We start from the raw sequence: 15,610 nt of genomic DNA, 5'->3' as shown, positions 1-15,610 counted from the left end.
TTTGGTATTTAGATACTTCAAATTTTTACAATTATTGGATTGGGATTCTTGCGATTTTTGGGATTTAGTTTAGTGGAGAATCTATAGATTTCTATAAGATTTGATTAAAATACTATTTAGAATCTTAGGAATCAATATAGATTCCTAAAAATCAATCTAAAAGCTATATCCTATAAGTGCCATTATCTTTGTGTAGTTTGTCTTATATTTTTTGTCGATTGCATCGGCTGATGGGTCGTTTATGATTTCGTTATTCATAGAGCCTTTTATAAATCTAAGCCCCATTGTAAAATTTACACTAAAGTTATATCCCACTCCTCCGCCATAGATAAAGCCTTGTGAGATGGTTTTTGTCTTTGCGGTTTTTAGGGCTGAGACATTCGCACCGGATGGGATATATCGTAATGCGTCATTCAACCAGCTTAGATTATATCCGCCCATCGCTTGGATATAGAATCCACCTATTTCAAGTCCAAATATAAGTGGCACTTGTAATGCGACGCCAAATCCAGAGCCCTTATTATCGGCATTTTGTATATTACTCCCTTTGGAATCGAAGAATAAAGGCACACTTACCTCCACACCTGTATAAGGTCTAACTATGCCTTTTTTTGTAATAGCAACAATCGAAGTCCCAATCTCAATTGCTTGGTAATCCGCATCTCCTAATATCACATAGGAATATCCAACGGTCGTTTGTTTTAAACTTGCAGCAAATAAGCCACTTCCACATAAAAGCAATAAAATTAAAATCCTTTTCATATTTTAATCCTTTTTGAAAATTATCTTAAAATCGGCAAAATATATAATATCTTAATTTGTTATAATTTTGAAAATTTTTTAAGGAATCTATATGGGACGAGCCTTTGAATATCGACGAGCAAGTAAGGAAAAAAGATGGGATAAGATGTCAAAACTCTTTCCCAAACTCGCCAAAGCAATAACTATGGCAGCAAAAGAGGGCGGAAGCGACCCAGAAATGAATGCTAAGCTAAGGGCGGCGGTATTAAATGCCAAAGCCCAAAATCTCCCAAAAGATAATATCGAAGCGGCGATTAAACGAGCTAGTGGAAAAGACTCGAATCTAAATGAAGTAACATATGAGGCTAAAGCGGCATTTGGAACAATGATGATAATAGAATGTGCCACAGATAACCCAACTCGCACGATAGCCAATCTAAAGAGCTATTGCAATAAGCACAATGCACAAATTATCCCAAATGGTTCATTGGAATTTATGTTTGAGCGAAAAGCGGTTTTTGAGATAGAATCTAGTGAGCTAAATGAGCGGAATCTCGAAGAAATCGAGCTAGAGCTAATTGATTTTGGATTAGAAAATTTAGAAATTGATGATGATAAAATCTATATCTATGGCGATTATAAGGATTTTGGAAGTTTATCAAATGGACTAAAAAAACTAAATATTTCGCCACTAGATTCTAGCCTAAGATATATCGCAAACTCCCCTATAAATCTAAGTGAAACGGAGAGCGAAGAAATCGAAAAGCTACTTGATAGAATCGAGGAAGATGACGATGTGCAAAATATTTGGATAAATATTTCATAATATTAATTTAGATTATGGAATCTAGTATTTTAAGTGGAGATTCCTAAGATTTATATAGCACCAAAGCGGCGATTTCGTTGCTTATAAATATCTATGATATTTTCTAATTCATCACTTGTAAAATCTGGGAATAGCGTATCACTAAAATAAAGCTCCGCATATGCACTTTGATATAGCAAGAAATTTGACAATCTCATTTCGCCCCCTGTGCGGATAAGTAAATCCACATCGGGAATATCAAATGTATCGAGATTAGATTCTATTAGCTTTGATACTTCTTGTTTTGTGCTATTTTTTGGAATCTTAAGTTTTAAAAATACTCTAGCAATCTCATCTCTTGAGCCGTAATTTAAAGCTAGAATCTGCGTTAAAGACGAGTTTTTAGAAGTAGAATCCTCTAAATTACATATCAAATCTTTTAATTTATTTGAAAAATCGCTTATATCGCCTATGACTTTAAATCTAATATTATGCTCTTTGTATGTTTTTGCCTCTTTTATAAGGTAATTTTCTAGTAATTTCATCAAAAAATCCACCTCAATCTTTGGACGCGACCAATTTTCCGTTGAGAAAGCATATAGGCTAAGATATGAAATATGATTTTTCGCACACCATTTGGTAATATCACGAACTACATTTGCACCCTCTTTATGCCCTTCTGTGCGATTAAAATTCCGCTCTTTTGCCCAACGACCATTGCCGTCCATTATGATTGCAAGATGATTTAATGCATTTGGAGATTCCAATATATTCCTCTTAGATTTATTCATTAAAAAAGATTCTATCGCATATTTATTAAGAACTTAAATCCTAAAATCTCATAAAAGCTACTTTTCTACTGCGACTTCATCGACCAAATATGCGATATGCTGCCAGATAAGCGGACTATAATCATTTAATCCAATCTCACAGGTAATGGAACTTCCAAATCCTCTTTTGACATCTTTATCATCATAAAATGTATCTAAAGATTGAAGTGCATTTTTATTTAATTGGGGCGTGAAAAAGCCTTTATTACCTGCGAATCCACAACAAAACAACGAGTTATTTTTTATGATTTTACCATTTGTGCAACATTTTGCTATAGATTCTATATAATAATCTTTATTTGATTTTTTTAACGCACACATCGCATAAACTGCGATATTTTCATCTTTTGGGACGATATTTAATCGTGGCATTAAAACATCATAAATATACATCGGCAAATCATATATCAACAAAGGCGAATCTTTTAGGGCTTTTATTAAATGCATACTACACGCACTATGGTCTAAAATAATGGGAATCTTGCCATTTTGGCTTGTGCTAAGTAATATTTGAGTTAGTTTTGATATATTTTCTTTTTGCAAATCATCATAATTAACAAATGCTTTTCCACAGCATAAACCCTCAATATTTGGCGGATAAATGATATTTATATTTGCTTTTTCACAAAGTGAGGTAACAACCATATCAAGCGGTCTTTTATCGGCATTTTTTGCGATATTTTTAGATGGAGCAAAAGCACGATTCATACAAGTAGTAAAGTAGATTACAGAGTGTTGTGAATCCATATTAGATTCTGTATTATGATGTTTATGAAAACTATTGCCTTGTGGTAAATTTAATGGAATATATGGGAAATATGAGCTTATTTTTCTAATGGCAGAAGACTGCTTATTTAGAAACTTCACACTAAACATATTTGCTATTTTTAATCCAAATGAAGCACTTTTGACATAAAAGCCCATATGGTTTAGGATATGTTTTGCTAGATGTTTGCCTTTTGCTTGTTTTAATCGCAGGTTTAATGCGATTTTAGCGGTATCTATCTCAAGCGGACATAAGGTAGAGCACATAGAGCAAACCGCACAAGTCTCATCACCTAAATATTGATATTCTTCTTGCATTTCATTAAAAAGTTGATTGGAATCTTTTGTATTTAGATTTTTTAATCTCTGCATTTCTCTAACTACAGCTATTCTTTGTCGTGGTGAAAGTGTTAGATGATTACTAGGACAAGCTTTTTCGCAGAATCCGCATTCCATACATTTATTTATAAAATCATCGATTTTAGCCATTTCTTTAATATTTTTTGTATGTATTAATGGGTCATTTGTGATTATCACATCAGGATTTAGTAAATTTTTGGGGTCAAAAATATTTTTAATTTTACGATTAATACTATATGCTTTTTTACCCCATTCCATTTCCACAAAAGGAGCGACCATTCGTCCAGTGCCATGCTCTGCTTTGATGCTTCCTCCCATATTTGATACGCCTTCTGCCATATCAAAAACTAGGTTTTCAAAATTCTCTCTTTGCTTACTATCATCTAAATTAGGCGTAATAATAAAATGTATATTTCCGCTAAGTGCGTGTCCAAATATAATGCCTTTGAATTGATATTTTTTAAATAAATCTTGTATGAATTGTATCCCAGCACCAAGATTATCAATCTCAAAGCAAATATCTTCTGTTATCACCGAACTACCATCTTCGCGTAATGATGAGCTAATAGGTAAAATGCCTTTTCTAATATTCCACCATTGATTAAATACTGCTTCATCTTGGCTATATAGTGGCTCAAATGCCATATTTGTGTCTTTTAGGGAATCTTTTATTTGAGCTAGATTCTGCTCTACAATTGATTTAACATTACTTTCTGTTTGGATTAAAATGCAGGTATTGCCCTCTTTTATCTCTTTTATAATATCTGGAATCCCATTTATATTTTGCACACTTTTTAGCGACCAATAATCCATAATCTCCGCACTAGATATTATTTCATCATTTTGGGATAGAATCTTAACTGCTTTTGCTGCATCTAATATATCATTATAAAACAACAATCCACAAGCTTTAAATTTATAATCATCAACGCTAAAAAGCTCAACACTAGAAATAAATCCCAAAGTCCCTTCACTGCCAACAAAAATATGATTTAAAATATCTACAATATCACTAAAATCAACCAAAGAATTAATAGAATATCCAGTGGTATTTTTGATTTTATACTTGCGTTTAATTAGATTTAAAAGTGGCTCATCACTTAGAATCTCATCTCTTAGCTCAAGAATGGATTTGACTAGATTCTTATGTATATTTAAAAAAGATTCTACACTTGCCCTATCTCCTGTATCAAGGATAGTTCCACATTGCAATATAACACGAATAGATTTAATCGTTTGATAGCTATTTTGCTTTACACCACAACACATTCCACTTGAATTATTTGAGATAATTCCGCCAATAGAAGCCATCGCAAGTGTTGCTGGGTCTGGACCAATTTTTTTATTAAAATCCTTTAATGCCATATTTGCATCACTGCCAATAACACCACAAGAAAGCCTAATGGAATCTTTATTGGCTAGTATATTACGCCAATTTAGTGTTGTTATTACCAAAATACTATCACTTAAAGCTTGTCCAGATAATGAACTTCCATAACCCCTAAATGTAACGGCTAGATTAAATTTATCGCTTAGATGTAAGATTTTTATAATCTCATCTTCGCTAAATGCTTTAATAACGATTTTTGGCACATATCTATAGCAAGATGCATCTGTCCCAAATGCAAATCGCCTTAGATAATCAATATAGATTCTATTCCCAAAGATTCCTTGTGCTTGGTTATAAAACTCCAAATACTGCTTATTTATTTCCTTTGAAAGATTCTCACTCATATTTTGCCCCTATATTTTTGCCCTATTTTGTTTTAACAATAATCTAAAAAAGAAGATTATCGTCAATCTTATCTATACCTCGTTGTTTTGGTATTTTTGAGGTTTCTGTGTAATAATAATCTTCGCCATTAATATTTTGTTTCCAAACGCCTTCTGGTATATCAAAAACTCGCTTTAAGCCGGGTTCTACTTTTAGAATATTCCTAAAGAAATTAGCAAATGCAGGAGCGGCAACAACGCCACCTGTTTGATGCTCACCAATTGGGGTATTATCATCTCTACCATACCAAACTACAACTTGTAGTGTCGGGGAAAAGCCACTAAACCAAGCATCTACATTATCATTTGATGTTCCCGTTTTGCCGGCTAATTCTATGCCATTTACATGTGCTCTTCGTCCCGTTCCGTGTGTTATTACACTTCTTAGTATATCAATGGTTATATACGCCTGACTTGGGGTTGTGAATTCAAGTGGATTTTTTTCGATATTTTCTAGAATCTCATTTATATTATTTTCCTCTACACTTTCCATCTCATTTGATATTGCAAATATCTCTTCATTATTATCATTTACAATGCTTCTTATTAGTTTTGGTTCATTTATCGTTCCATAATTTGCAAATAAGGAATATTGCCTTATGGCATCCATTGGCGAGAGAGTAAAACTTCCTAATATAATCGACATATCTTTTTGGATATTCTTAAATCCATATTCAAGCATTTTATTGTATATATTTTGGAATCCTATTAAATCCACAAGATTCACAGTTGCAAGATTTAGAGACCTTCTTAGAGCATCTTTTAGGGTAACTATGCCACTAAAATTTTGCGTATAATTCTTTGGCTTCCAGATTCTCTCTTCTTCGATTTCTTCATCACCTTCCATATCACTTTTAATATTTTCTATTTCCTTAAAGCTTCGTGCCACATCAGAAATAGTGCTTGCAGAAGAATATCCCATATCAAAAGCAATTTGATATATAAAAGGTTTTACTGTGCTTCCAAATTGTCTTTGTGCTTGTGTGGCGCGATTAAAATTACTTTTTGCATAATCAACTCCACCCACAAGTGCCAAAACATTTCCCGTTCTACTTTGTGTAACCACAATAGCACCATTTAGTAAATCATCGGCTTCTTCTTGTATTTCTTCCTTATTCTTATCTTTTTTATTTAGAGAATCTAATCTTTTTTGAATATTTTCATAACCATAGATTAACGCATCTTGTGCTACTTTTTGATAATCTAAATCAATATTTAGTCTAACTATATATCCGCCCGTTTTTAAGTCTTTGATATGTCCTAATTGTCGTAAAACCTCATCTACAACATATGGAGCTAGATTCTGCGTTAATGTTTGGTCATACACCTTTGGCTTTTCATTTATTGCAGTTTCATACTCATCTTTATTAATCCAGCCCAAAGAAAACATTCGCTCTAAAATGCTATTTGCCCTTGAGAGTGAAAATTCAAAATTCTTCACAGGGTCATAATATGATGGAGCACGAGGAAGTGCCATAAGCATTGCGATTTCTTTTAGGCTTAGATTTGGTAATTCTTTATTAAAATATCCGTGTGCTGCTGTTTTTACACCATAATATCCGTGTCCAAAATAAATATAATTTAGATATTTTTCTAGAATCTCTTCTTTTGATAATATATTTTCAACTTGTATCGCAAGGACGGCTTCTTTAAGCTTTCTATCAATAGTTTTTTCCCTTGAAAGTGCTACATTTTTAACCAATTGCTGTGTTATCGTGCTTCCACCCTCGATATATCCACCACTTTTAATATTTTTCAACATCGCCCTTGAAATGGCATCAAAATTTACTCCATTATGTTCAAAAAACATTGTATCTTCTACGGCTAATAATGTTTCAATGATTTTTGGTGGAATCTGCTCAAAAGTAGTGTAATATCTAAATTCATTTTCAAATACATTTGCTACAAGTCTATCTTTTCTATCTAGGATTTTAAGGGCAATTCCGGGCTTATAATTTATAATCGTAGAAACCTTACTTTGCGTATCATAAACAACTATTGCAATGAAACCTATAATAAAAAACACTACAAGTAATAGAATTGCTAATATAACTTTTTTATTTAGCTTTTTAATAAATTGCATAATTTCTTAATATCCTTTTTTTTGTGTTTGGTTGATAAAATAATCCTAAGCAGCGGATACTTAGCTGTTGGTTTGCGAATTGCACCTACTAAAATATTATGTTTTTGTAGTAAATTTGCTTTATTTATCATATCCATTTGATTGTTAAATTGTATTGAAAATATTTGAGAATCTAATTTTACTTTAAATTGTTTTAAAATGATTTTTTTATTATTTTGAATTTTTTTATATAAAAATTTCTTATTTTTAATGATATAGTTTAGATTCACCAAAGCCAAAGCCGTATCAAAAGTAGATAATGCAGTTGAGTAAATCAGCGGTTTTGCCCTAGTTTGCAAATATTGTGCTATATGATTACTTGATAAAACATATGCTCCATAGCTTCCATAGGCTTTTGAAAAAGTTCCTAATTTTATAAAATTTGGTGAATTTGGAATCTTGTAGTAATCAAAATATCCAAGTAGATTCTCCCCCAAAGTTCCGCTACTATGGGCTTCATCTACAATTAATATGGCATTATTACTAAGTGCAATATCTGCGAATCTATCACTTGCAATATCCCCGCTCATAGAGTAGATTCCCTCAATTGCAATTAGGATTCTAGAATCTTTTTTCAAAGTGATATTTTTCATCTTATTTATTAAATCATTTTCATCATTATGTTTGAAAAAAACCACTCTATCTTGCAATAATTTCGTGGCTAAAATGCCACTTGCGTGGTATTCTTCATCAATAAATAGAAAATCATTTTTTCTACATAAACTCTCAAATAATGCGATATTTGCTAAGAATCCACTGCCAAATATAATACAACTTTCAAAATCATTAATTTTTGCTAATTTTTGCTCTAACAATAAATGCAATTTCGAATATCCATTTACAAGCATTGAAGCTCGTGGAGCGTTCCATTGTATAGTTTTTGCTAATTTATAGGCTTTTTTTAGAAGTTTTTTATTGTAAGAAAGCCCCAAATAATCATTTGAGGCAAAATCAAGATAAGAGTTAGAAAAAATCTTTCTAACCCTAAGTAGATTGCTTTTATCTAATACCTTTAGTTCTTTGGTATAAAACATATATGCCTTAGTTTTTATTCAATGAAGACATTTCTGCTACAGTCCCTGCAATTTTTTCATTTAGCATTTCATCGATAGCAGCAAATACTTGAGAACTAGCATCCTCTATTGCTCCTACTTTTTCATCTATGATATTTTTAGGTGTTGATTTGCTAGTATCAAGTAGGAATTTAGCGAGAGAATTTGCTTCATTATGAACTGTGTTGTGAGGGAATTCAACTTTTTTATAACCTGATGTATGGGAGAACTCTTTCTTGCCGATTCCCTCATAATACCATTTACCAAAGCGACAAGAATGGCTATCCACTTGATTAAATTCATTAGACATTCTAAATATAAGTGAGTATAGAGATTGTTTGTATAACACATGGTCTATTTTTGCTAATCCACAGAAAACCCTATCATTGGCACAAGATACTTTTAATTTCGCTATACCTGCATCATCTTTGAATAATTTTATCATACCATGTAATTCATCTATATTATTTTTTACACCCTCTGTTACTTCATTAATCTCTTCTGTGCTAGTTTGTATATCGCTTGCCTCTTGTTGCATTGACTTAACAACAATAGCAATTTCTTTTGTAGCTTTTTGAGTTTTTTCTGCTAATTTTCGCACCTCATCTGCAACAACAGCGAATCCTCTTCCATGCTCCCCTGCTCTAGCTGCCTCAATAGTCGCATTTAGTGCTAAAAGATTCGTCTGCTCGGCTATATCATCAATTAGCGAAATTACATTTGTAATCTCGTTACTTCGCTGGATTAGAGAGCTTACAAGGCTAATTGCATTTTGCATTTTTTCATATAATATATTAATTTTTTGCGATGAGGAATTTGAGATATTAAGCCCTTTTTTCATTCCCTCTTCGCTATTAGCAGCTGCTTCAAATATCTCACGCAATTCTTCTACTAATTTAACCAATGTAGCTTGTGTGAAAATCGTCCCTGTTTTGATACTATTGTCATATGAATGTAATAAGTCAAGTCCTTGTTTCGATGCTAATCTAGGGCTTTCTTCAACCAAAGAAAATATAAGTATATCATCTACTCTTTTTGATTTGACTAACATATCGTGGTCATTTGTGGTTATTTTACTAACTCCATCTTTTAATGCCACTCTAATATCTTCAAAATTTTTTAATGCTGCGACTTTCTCATTTTTAAAAATAACCTCTCCATTTTTCAAAGCTACAATAGCCTCATCTTGCGAGAATCCTGCTATCGTTTTATAGAGATTGCATTCTTGTCTTAACTCTTGAATTTCTTTTTTGTATGAGTTTAAAAGCTCTTCTGTATTATTATTAGCCCTCGAACCAAACATATTTTTCTCCTTTACAATACTTTAAGTAATATTTGCAATTATCCTTAGAATTCTATCATAAAATAGATGATTATGTATGCTGACTATATTATATTGCTACAATATAAGTTATAATTTTGTATTTTAAAGTAATAGCTTGGATAAGTTGGGAATATAAATAAAAATAAAAAAGGGAAATTATGGAATTAAAACTAAATAACCAAGAGATTAAAAAAGTAGAATCTCTAAATTCTGTTTTATCAAAACTAAAACAAGTTGTATCAGCAAAAAAACTTAAAACCTCAAAGCAAAGAGAAGATATTTTATCCTTAATCTACAATAGTAAAGTTCATCTAAATAGCGAAGAAATAGCAGCAATTATGAAAAAAAATAATAAAGATAGTTCGATTTCTTCTGTTTATAGAATCCTGCAATTTTTAGAAACTTATGGCTTTGTAACCTCAATAGATGTGGATAAAAATGGTAAAAGATATGAGATTGCAGCAAAAGAGCATCACTATCATATTATATGTCTTGGTTGTGGAAAAATAACAGAATTTATTGATGATGAGATTAAAGATAAACAATTACAAATTGCACATAGTTTGCAATGTCAGCTTGTGAGTGATAATTTACGACTTTTTGTAGTTTGCAATAAATGTCAAAAAGAGCAAAAAATTTATTAATTTATCTAATTAATAGATTTTTCAATCCTTAAATAATGTTAGATTCTAATATTTTTTAAAACTAATTTAAGTTTTGTGAGAGAAATTAAAATTTGAATTTCTATGCTCTAAAGCCAAAGTTCTTAAAACTTTCTTAAAAAATTACAGAATTTTTTATCTCTACACCTTTAAGTAGAATCTTCAACTAAATTTCAAAGATTCTTTTTTAAAAACTTTAACTTTTTTAGAATCTTAATATTTTATAAAACTATATATCAGCCATTTCAATATCACTTATCTCAATATCTTGCCACTCAAGTGGTTTGCCAAATTCAAGATTCCTTTTTGCGGTTTTTCCTATGATTTTATATAAATATTTTGGAGATAAGCCATTACTTGGTCGAACCGAACGCACATTATCTAAGCTTAGTTTTTCACCTTTTTTTATATCTTTAGATACAAATAAACTTCTAGCAAATTCCCTTCCTTTTGGGTTGGATTCCGTGTTTATGTCTATTAATGTTTCTATTTTGTAATCACTACTACCAATTGCATCTTGGCTTTCTCTAATGAGCCTTACTAGCTCTCTAAATTCCTTACAATCCATACTAAAAGCAGAATCTAAACCGCCTTTTTTCTTATCTAAAACAAAATGTTTTTCGATAATACTAGCCTTTAAAGTAGTGGCTATAATACTTGCATTAAATCCTAAACTATGGTCGGATAGACCATATTTTATATTATATTTTTTTGCGTCCTTAACCATTTGAAGTAGATTCATTTCATTTATCGGTGCAGGATAAGCGCTAGTGCATTTTAATAGTGTTATATCTGTGTTATTCTGTGCTTTTATAACATTTACTGCTTCTTTTATCTCATCTCCCATAGCAATACCACTCGATAAAATAATAGGTTTATTCCTACTTGCTATATAGCTAATCAATGGAATATCAGTAATCTCAAAACTTGCAATTTTATATATTGGATTATCTAGAGATTCTAATAAATCTACTCCGCTAATATCAAAAGCACTACTAAAGCAAGTTAATCCAATCTTCTTTGCTAAGCTAAAAAGTTCTTCATTCCATTCCAATGGCATACACGCTTCATTATACAAATCATAAAGATATTTATTATCCCAAATAGTATTTGATTTAATCTTAAAGAAATCATTTCTGCAATTCAAAGTCAAGCTATCTGGCGTATATGTTTGCAACTTTATAGCGTCTGCTTGGCATTCTTTTATCGCATATAAACTTTCTTTTGCTAGGCTTAAATCTTTATTATGGTTAGCACTTAGCTCCGCTACGATAAAAACTCCCACAATTTAATCCTTTTTAAACGATAATAAAATCGTATCTATAAATCCATCTGCTTTCTTAATAGATTGAGGTAGGATTCCACATTTCAAAAAACCTTCTTTTTCATAGAATCTTAGTGCCGACATATTTGTGCTAAGACATTTTGCAAAGATAATATGCAACGATAATTCATCAAAACTAATATATTTTAAAACCTTCATTATCCTATGTCCTACGCTTTTGCTTTTATTATTAGGTTGCAAAAGATTTGGATTTGCGTAGATTCCAATAAATGCGTTTTTGTTGTATAAATCAATATTAGTTAGCGAGATAACACCCAAAATCATATCCATATGTTTTAGTGCAAAATATATTTGTTTTTTTTGTAGTTTTAGATTCTCAATAAAATTAAAATGCTCGGTTCGGCTTATTTGCCTATCTACAAGCATCCATTGTGAAATCTTTGGATTATTTCGCATTTTTAGAATCTCCAATAAATCATCTTCATTTAGATGAATAAAATTAATCACGCTTATATTATCCAATATAAAAGTATTTTTCATTAATATTCTTTATTAGGCATTATATTTATCTACTATTATTGTTATAAAATCTGGCACTTTTGCCCCTATTTCTATCTTTGATAGGCGATTAAAGAGCTTTTTTCTATCTTTGAATTTTTTTAGTGTTTTCAACAAACCTTTTATTTGATATACATTCTCTGCTAATCTAAGACCTTCTTTTTGCCAAGCTCTAAGTTGATATGCTTGATTTGGAGCGATTTGTAGTGCTATTGTCGGGGTTTTCATAGATTGTAGCTCAACCATCGTTACACCGCCACCACTTATGGCTATATCACAATCTAACATTAGATTCTTAAGCACATTTGGACTGAGATTTTTATGCACATTTGTGTTAAAACCATAACTTAGTGGCTTGTGAATCTCCCCAATAACAATATCAATCATTGCATAATAACATTCTTTTTCTAGTATTTCTAATACTTTTTGATTATTATTTGCTTCATCATTTCCACCTAAAGTAATTAGGATTCTACTTATATCTTTATTGATTATTTTATGTTCTTTTTGTCTAAATTCTTTTCTTAATAAAAAATACTCAATACCTACAAACATCTCATTACAAACATCGATATAATATTTTTGTGCGTTGAGTGCTCCGTTTAGTATAATGGAATTTTTTGGGTATTGCATTCTATTAAAATCATCAAAAAATACGCAAACTTTCGCCATTTTATTGATATATTCACATAGTGCAAAATCCGCATAATATGAATCCACAAATACAAGCGGTTTATTGTGTAAGATATTTTTAAGATTCTCCTTTGAGGATTCTGCTAACCATTCCAAAGATACGCAATCATTGGAAGAAAAACTGCCTCTACTATAAATAGTAGTTTCAAATCCAGCATTTACTAGATAGTCTTTTAATGCCACACATCTACTTAAATGCCCTAATCCAAAATTACTTCCAGCTTCCGTAAATATTACTGCTTGCATAATATCTTATATTTTATCTCCGCAATTTCCCAATCATCATTTGTATTTATATCCACTACACTTATTTCAGGAAGAACAACTAAGGTAGAATCCTCGCTAAAAATCGATTGTTTATTTGCAAAATTTACCGCATATCCAAAATAAAACTGCCCTGCATCATAATACATCGCTTCAATATCTTGTGTGCGTGAGAATTCAAATTTCCTATCTAATAAAATCAATTTATTATCTTTTATAAAAAAACCTCTCAAAGGATTCGAGTTAAAAGCACAAGCACTAAAGCAATAAGCATTTTTTGGGATTTTCTCTAATCCTAATCTTAAAAATTCAGGTTTTAGAAGTGGGGTAGTAGGATAAATGCAACAAACAATAGTATCATCATCTAAATCTAGTTTTTTAACCTCATAGCTCATAACATCAAGTGTTGTAGCGAAATCATCACTTAAGCTTTCACTTCTAAGATTCGGGACTTCTGCTCCGCACTCTATGGCAATATCCATTATTTCCTTGCTATTTGTGCTAACAATAACCCTATCAAAAATATTAGAATTTATCGCAGAATCTATCGCATAAGAGATTATTGGTTTTCCACAAAAATCCTTAATATTTTTATTTTTAATTCTTTTACTTCCGCCTCTAGCAGGTATTATTGCAATTTTCATTATTTTTTAATAAGGCCAAGCCTGTTCTAGCTCCGCACTTCCCCATTTTTTATGTCTTTTATTACTTATATCGCCCTCGCTTGTGTAGTTGAGCTTTAACTCGGAGATAAATTTCGATTCAATCGTATTATTTGAAGTAATGTCATAAGGGCGAATAACACCACTTAATAAAATAATCTTTTTCTCTCCATCTACCATAATCTGCCTTGTCCCCTCAATATAATAATTTCCGTTATTTAACACTTTTATAACCCTAGCAGTTATCTCAAGCTCTACATTTTCATTTCTATGTTGTGTGCCGCCACCATTGAAATTAGAATTAGAATTGCTTAATGTCATATCAAATGCACTGCCACTTTGAAATTCCTGCACACTTTGTGAGATTCCCTCATCATTTCCATTATAATTTAATATTGGTGCATTAAGATTCCCACCTTGTGTGCCATTATATGTTTTTTGCGTGGTAAATGCGGCAGTGGAACTCTCACTTACTTGAACTAGCAAAATATCATTCACACGCATTGCTCGTCTATCAGCAAACATAGGTCGCTCACCTTGCCCAAATAATGAGCCTAATTTTGGAAATTCTTCTACAAAATCTTTTTCTGGTAGCTCCTCTACATATTTTGGTGGGCTAAAATCCATTATAGGGTCAGCATAAACTAAAGTAAATATTAGTAAAAAAAATACTTTTTTTATCATTATTAAATCCATATTTGATATACTTTGAACTATATAATTAAAGCAAAGTTTATTCCACAAACAATAAACACAAAGGATAAAAATGGGCATCAAACAACAATTAAATGATGATTTAAAAACTGCAATGAAAACAAATGATATTTTTAGACGCGATACAATACGACTTTTAAACGCTGCATTAAAACAAGTGGAAGTCGATAAACGAATAGAATTAAACGATGAAAATGTCATACAAATACTACTTAATGCAAAAAAACAACGATTAGATTCTATTACAGCTTATAAAAAAGCAAATAGAGATGATTTAGCACAAAAAGAAGAAAAAGAATTAGAAATAATCTTGCAATATCTACCTAAGCAATTAAATGATGATGAGCTAAAAATAAAAGTAAAAGAAATAATAGAATCCATAAATGCAAATGGTATAAAAGATTTAGGTAAGGTTATGGGCGAAGCAAAGAATCTCTTGCAAGTTGCAGATGGGGGCAGGATTAGTAAGATTGCAAAAGAATTATTGAATGAAAATAATTCTTAATTTAGTTTTTTTGAGATATAATCAAATGCTAAAAATTAATTAAATAATAAGGAGAACATTTATGAAAAAGATAAGCTTTATTGCAGTAATTGCAAGCTTGTTTTTAAGTAGCCTTAGTGCAGATGGTTTTGAGATTAAAGGTATTATAAACAGCATAGATAATAATACAAAAACAATCACTGTTAATAATATCGTAGTTCAGGTTTTACCACAAACTCATATTAAACTTGATGATTGCGGAATCTTTGGAATGGATATGAATGGTAAATTTGTAGATTTAGCAATGGGCTCATTTGTCGAAATAGAAGCTTGGCCAAATCAAGCAGTGCAAAACCAAGTAAATGCAACAACAAATCCAGCAGTTGGCTATGTGGCTTCCGAAATAGAGTTAAAATGTGTAAGCAATAGGGCATATTAAATCTATATAAAATTAATAGAAACTATAAAAATTTAAAATTTTGTAGTTTCTATTTCTCATCTTATCTCCATACAATC

Annotated in this window: 15 protein-coding genes; 4 read left to right on the top strand and 11 right to left on the bottom strand. The window is 31.1% G+C overall.

Annotation, left to right across the window (positions count from 1 at the left end; all coding sequences use genetic code 11):
* Window positions 1-156 precede the first annotated feature (156 nt).
* Window positions 157-762: a hypothetical protein gene (locus CCY99_RS02410; RefSeq protein ID WP_112059823.1), complete on the bottom strand. Its 606-nt coding sequence runs from the start codon at window positions 760-762 to the stop codon at window positions 157-159.
* Between the two features lie 91 nt (window positions 763-853).
* On the opposite strand from CCY99_RS02410, the gene CCY99_RS02405 reads away from it, so the two are divergent.
* Window positions 854-1,567, top strand: coding sequence for a YebC/PmpR family DNA-binding transcriptional regulator (locus CCY99_RS02405; RefSeq protein WP_112059822.1), 714 nt, complete (start codon window positions 854-856; stop codon window positions 1,565-1,567).
* A gap of 50 nt (window positions 1,568-1,617) precedes the next feature.
* Here CCY99_RS02405 and CCY99_RS02400 read toward each other — a convergent pair whose 3' ends face one another.
* The 5 genes from CCY99_RS02400 to CCY99_RS09985 are packed head-to-tail and all read right to left on the bottom strand — an operon-like array spanning window position 1,618 to window position 9,751.
* Window positions 1,618-2,337: a di-trans,poly-cis-decaprenylcistransferase gene (locus tag CCY99_RS02400; RefSeq protein ID WP_181646802.1), complete on the bottom strand. Its 720-nt coding sequence runs from the start codon at window positions 2,335-2,337 to the stop codon at window positions 1,618-1,620.
* 57 nt (window positions 2,338-2,394) lie between these two features.
* Window positions 2,395-5,235 carry an FAD-binding and (Fe-S)-binding domain-containing protein gene (locus tag CCY99_RS02395; protein WP_112059820.1) on the bottom strand — a complete coding sequence of 947 codons (2,841 nt, stop codon included), beginning with the start codon at window positions 5,233-5,235 and terminating at the stop codon, window positions 2,395-2,397.
* 43 nt (window positions 5,236-5,278) lie between these two features.
* On the bottom strand, window positions 5,279-7,357 hold the full coding sequence (locus CCY99_RS02390) for a PBP1A family penicillin-binding protein (protein WP_112059819.1): 2,079 nt from the start codon (window positions 7,355-7,357) through the stop codon (window positions 5,279-5,281).
* A complete protein-coding gene (locus tag CCY99_RS02385; RefSeq protein WP_112059950.1) occupies window positions 7,336-8,430 on the bottom strand; it encodes a pyridoxal phosphate-dependent aminotransferase family protein in 1,095 nt (364 codons plus the stop codon). The genes CCY99_RS02390 and CCY99_RS02385 overlap by 22 nt, the downstream gene beginning before the upstream one ends.
* 7 nt (window positions 8,431-8,437) lie before the next feature.
* Window positions 8,438-9,751, bottom strand: coding sequence for a methyl-accepting chemotaxis protein (locus CCY99_RS09985; protein ID WP_112059818.1), 1,314 nt, complete (start codon window positions 9,749-9,751; stop codon window positions 8,438-8,440).
* A gap of 179 nt (window positions 9,752-9,930) precedes the next feature.
* Here CCY99_RS09985 and CCY99_RS02375 point away from each other — a divergent pair, with 179 nt between their 5' ends.
* Complete coding sequence (locus CCY99_RS02375) at window positions 9,931-10,416, top strand: Fur family transcriptional regulator (protein WP_112059817.1); 486 nt, start codon at window positions 9,931-9,933, stop codon at window positions 10,414-10,416.
* Between the two features lie 247 nt (window positions 10,417-10,663).
* Here CCY99_RS02375 and pseI read toward each other — a convergent pair whose 3' ends face one another.
* From pseI to flgH, 5 genes are read right to left on the bottom strand one after another with little or no spacing between them, the layout of a single operon-like run.
* On the bottom strand, window positions 10,664-11,719 hold the full coding sequence (gene pseI, locus CCY99_RS02370) for a pseudaminic acid synthase (RefSeq protein WP_346436742.1): 1,056 nt from the start codon (window positions 11,717-11,719) through the stop codon (window positions 10,664-10,666).
* Window positions 11,720-11,722: 3 nt separating this feature from the next.
* A complete protein-coding gene (gene pseH, locus CCY99_RS09810) occupies window positions 11,723-12,259 on the bottom strand; it encodes a UDP-4-amino-4,6-dideoxy-N-acetyl-beta-L-altrosamine N-acetyltransferase (protein ID WP_112059815.1) in 537 nt (178 codons plus the stop codon).
* A 12-nt stretch (window positions 12,260-12,271) separates the two neighbouring features.
* Window positions 12,272-13,216, bottom strand: a complete 945-nt coding sequence (locus tag CCY99_RS02360; protein ID WP_112059814.1) for a hypothetical protein — start codon at window positions 13,214-13,216, stop codon at window positions 12,272-12,274.
* Window positions 13,204-13,878 (bottom strand): pseudaminic acid cytidylyltransferase, encoded by a 675-nt coding sequence (gene pseF / locus CCY99_RS02355; RefSeq protein ID WP_112059813.1) that lies wholly within the window; start codon window positions 13,876-13,878, stop codon window positions 13,204-13,206. The genes CCY99_RS02360 and pseF overlap by 13 nt, the downstream gene beginning before the upstream one ends.
* Window positions 13,879-13,884: 6 nt before the next feature.
* Window positions 13,885-14,580: a flagellar basal body L-ring protein FlgH gene (flgH, locus tag CCY99_RS02350; protein ID WP_181646801.1), complete on the bottom strand. Its 696-nt coding sequence runs from the start codon at window positions 14,578-14,580 to the stop codon at window positions 13,885-13,887.
* An 82-nt stretch (window positions 14,581-14,662) separates the two neighbouring features.
* On the opposite strand from flgH, the gene CCY99_RS02345 reads away from it, so the two are divergent.
* On the top strand, window positions 14,663-15,115 hold the full coding sequence (locus CCY99_RS02345; protein ID WP_112059811.1) for a GatB/YqeY domain-containing protein: 453 nt from the start codon (window positions 14,663-14,665) through the stop codon (window positions 15,113-15,115).
* A 61-nt stretch (window positions 15,116-15,176) separates the two neighbouring features.
* Window positions 15,177-15,533: a DUF5666 domain-containing protein gene (locus CCY99_RS02340; protein WP_112059810.1), complete on the top strand. Its 357-nt coding sequence runs from the start codon at window positions 15,177-15,179 to the stop codon at window positions 15,531-15,533.
* The last annotated feature ends 77 nt before the right edge of the window (window positions 15,534-15,610 follow it).

This window comes from Helicobacter sp. 16-1353, from assembly GCF_003288815.1.
In the GTDB taxonomy this organism is placed as follows: Bacteria; Campylobacterota; Campylobacteria; order Campylobacterales; family Helicobacteraceae; genus NHYM01.
This window is presented reverse-complemented; position numbering and strand designations above follow the sequence as displayed.

Coding starts and splice junctions, on each gene's coding strand:
- CCY99_RS02395 (WP_112059820.1), bottom strand. CDS start 5,235: ATGAGTGAGAATCTTTCAAAGGAAATAAATAAGCAGTATTTGGAGTTT.
- CCY99_RS02385 (WP_112059950.1), bottom strand. CDS start 8,430: ATGTTTTATACCAAAGAACTAAAGGTATTAGATAAAAGCAATCTACTT.
- CCY99_RS02345 (WP_112059811.1), top strand. CDS start 14,663: ATGGGCATCAAACAACAATTAAATGATGATTTAAAAACTGCAATGAAA.
- pseF (WP_112059813.1), bottom strand. CDS start 13,878: ATGAAAATTGCAATAATACCTGCTAGAGGCGGAAGTAAAAGAATTAAA.
- CCY99_RS09985 (WP_112059818.1), bottom strand. CDS start 9,751: ATGTTTGGTTCGAGGGCTAATAATAATACAGAAGAGCTTTTAAACTCA.
- CCY99_RS02410 (WP_112059823.1), bottom strand. CDS start 762: ATGAAAAGGATTTTAATTTTATTGCTTTTATGTGGAAGTGGCTTATTT.
- CCY99_RS02400 (WP_181646802.1), bottom strand. CDS start 2,337: ATGAATAAATCTAAGAGGAATATATTGGAATCTCCAAATGCATTAAAT.
- CCY99_RS02390 (WP_112059819.1), bottom strand. CDS start 7,357: ATGCAATTTATTAAAAAGCTAAATAAAAAAGTTATATTAGCAATTCTA.
- CCY99_RS02405 (WP_112059822.1), top strand. CDS start 854: ATGGGACGAGCCTTTGAATATCGACGAGCAAGTAAGGAAAAAAGATGG.
- flgH (WP_181646801.1), bottom strand. CDS start 14,580: ATGATAAAAAAAGTATTTTTTTTACTAATATTTACTTTAGTTTATGCT.
- CCY99_RS02340 (WP_112059810.1), top strand. CDS start 15,177: ATGAAAAAGATAAGCTTTATTGCAGTAATTGCAAGCTTGTTTTTAAGT.
- pseH (WP_112059815.1), bottom strand. CDS start 12,259: ATGAAAAATACTTTTATATTGGATAATATAAGCGTGATTAATTTTATT.
- CCY99_RS02360 (WP_112059814.1), bottom strand. CDS start 13,216: ATGCAAGCAGTAATATTTACGGAAGCTGGAAGTAATTTTGGATTAGGG.
- CCY99_RS02375 (WP_112059817.1), top strand. CDS start 9,931: ATGGAATTAAAACTAAATAACCAAGAGATTAAAAAAGTAGAATCTCTA.